Here is a 562-nt window from a genome sequence, read left to right on the forward strand (position 1 = left end):
TTAAATCAACTGCTTCCAGCCCTTCAATTGATCCACGATCATCAGATTCGGTTTGACATTATGGAGCAGCCATTAGAGTCATCCTCGCGTTATTTAGATTTGTTGTATGAGTTAGCCAAAAAAGAAAAAGAAGTGATCAGCTGGCGAACCCGTATCGGGTTAGAAAAAGCCCAGCTTAAAGGGATTGTAGGAGGACGTCCAACGATTGCCCCCCAAATGATTCAGCGGATTCAAGATCTTCATCAGACACAACGAAAGACTCTGCGAGAAATTTCCCTTGAGTGCGGTGTGTCCTTAGGAACCGTTCATAAATACACCAAACAAGTGACATCGACCAAAAATGAGTATTAAATCAGACATAAAGGAACGACCAGTATGAAGAAAAAACGACTCTCTTATGAGGAATATGACCGTCTTAAAGAGTCCTTGAAAGGACTCAGCTGGACTTGGCACGTGTATCAAGAGCAGTATCCAGATGGCTGGTATGATTTTAAGTATTCTCCCCGTTTACGTCGCTTCATAGAAGGGGAGACCGAAGAAGCGTTGTTGTCACAGGTAAGGC

At 43.4% G+C, this 562-nt stretch carries 1 protein-coding gene and 1 pseudogene; both read left to right on the forward strand.

Annotated elements, in window-relative coordinates; all coding sequences use genetic code 11:
- Positions 1-351 (forward strand): annotated as a pseudogene (locus AC5KOD_RS02380) (hypothetical protein); the annotation flags it as partial.
- A gap of 24 nt (positions 352-375) precedes the next feature.
- Positions 376-562: hypothetical protein (locus AC5KOD_RS02385; protein ID WP_496912954.1), on the forward strand; the 187-nt coding region annotated here is incomplete at its 3' end.

Source organism: Vagococcus sp. WN80Y (assembly GCF_059621045.1).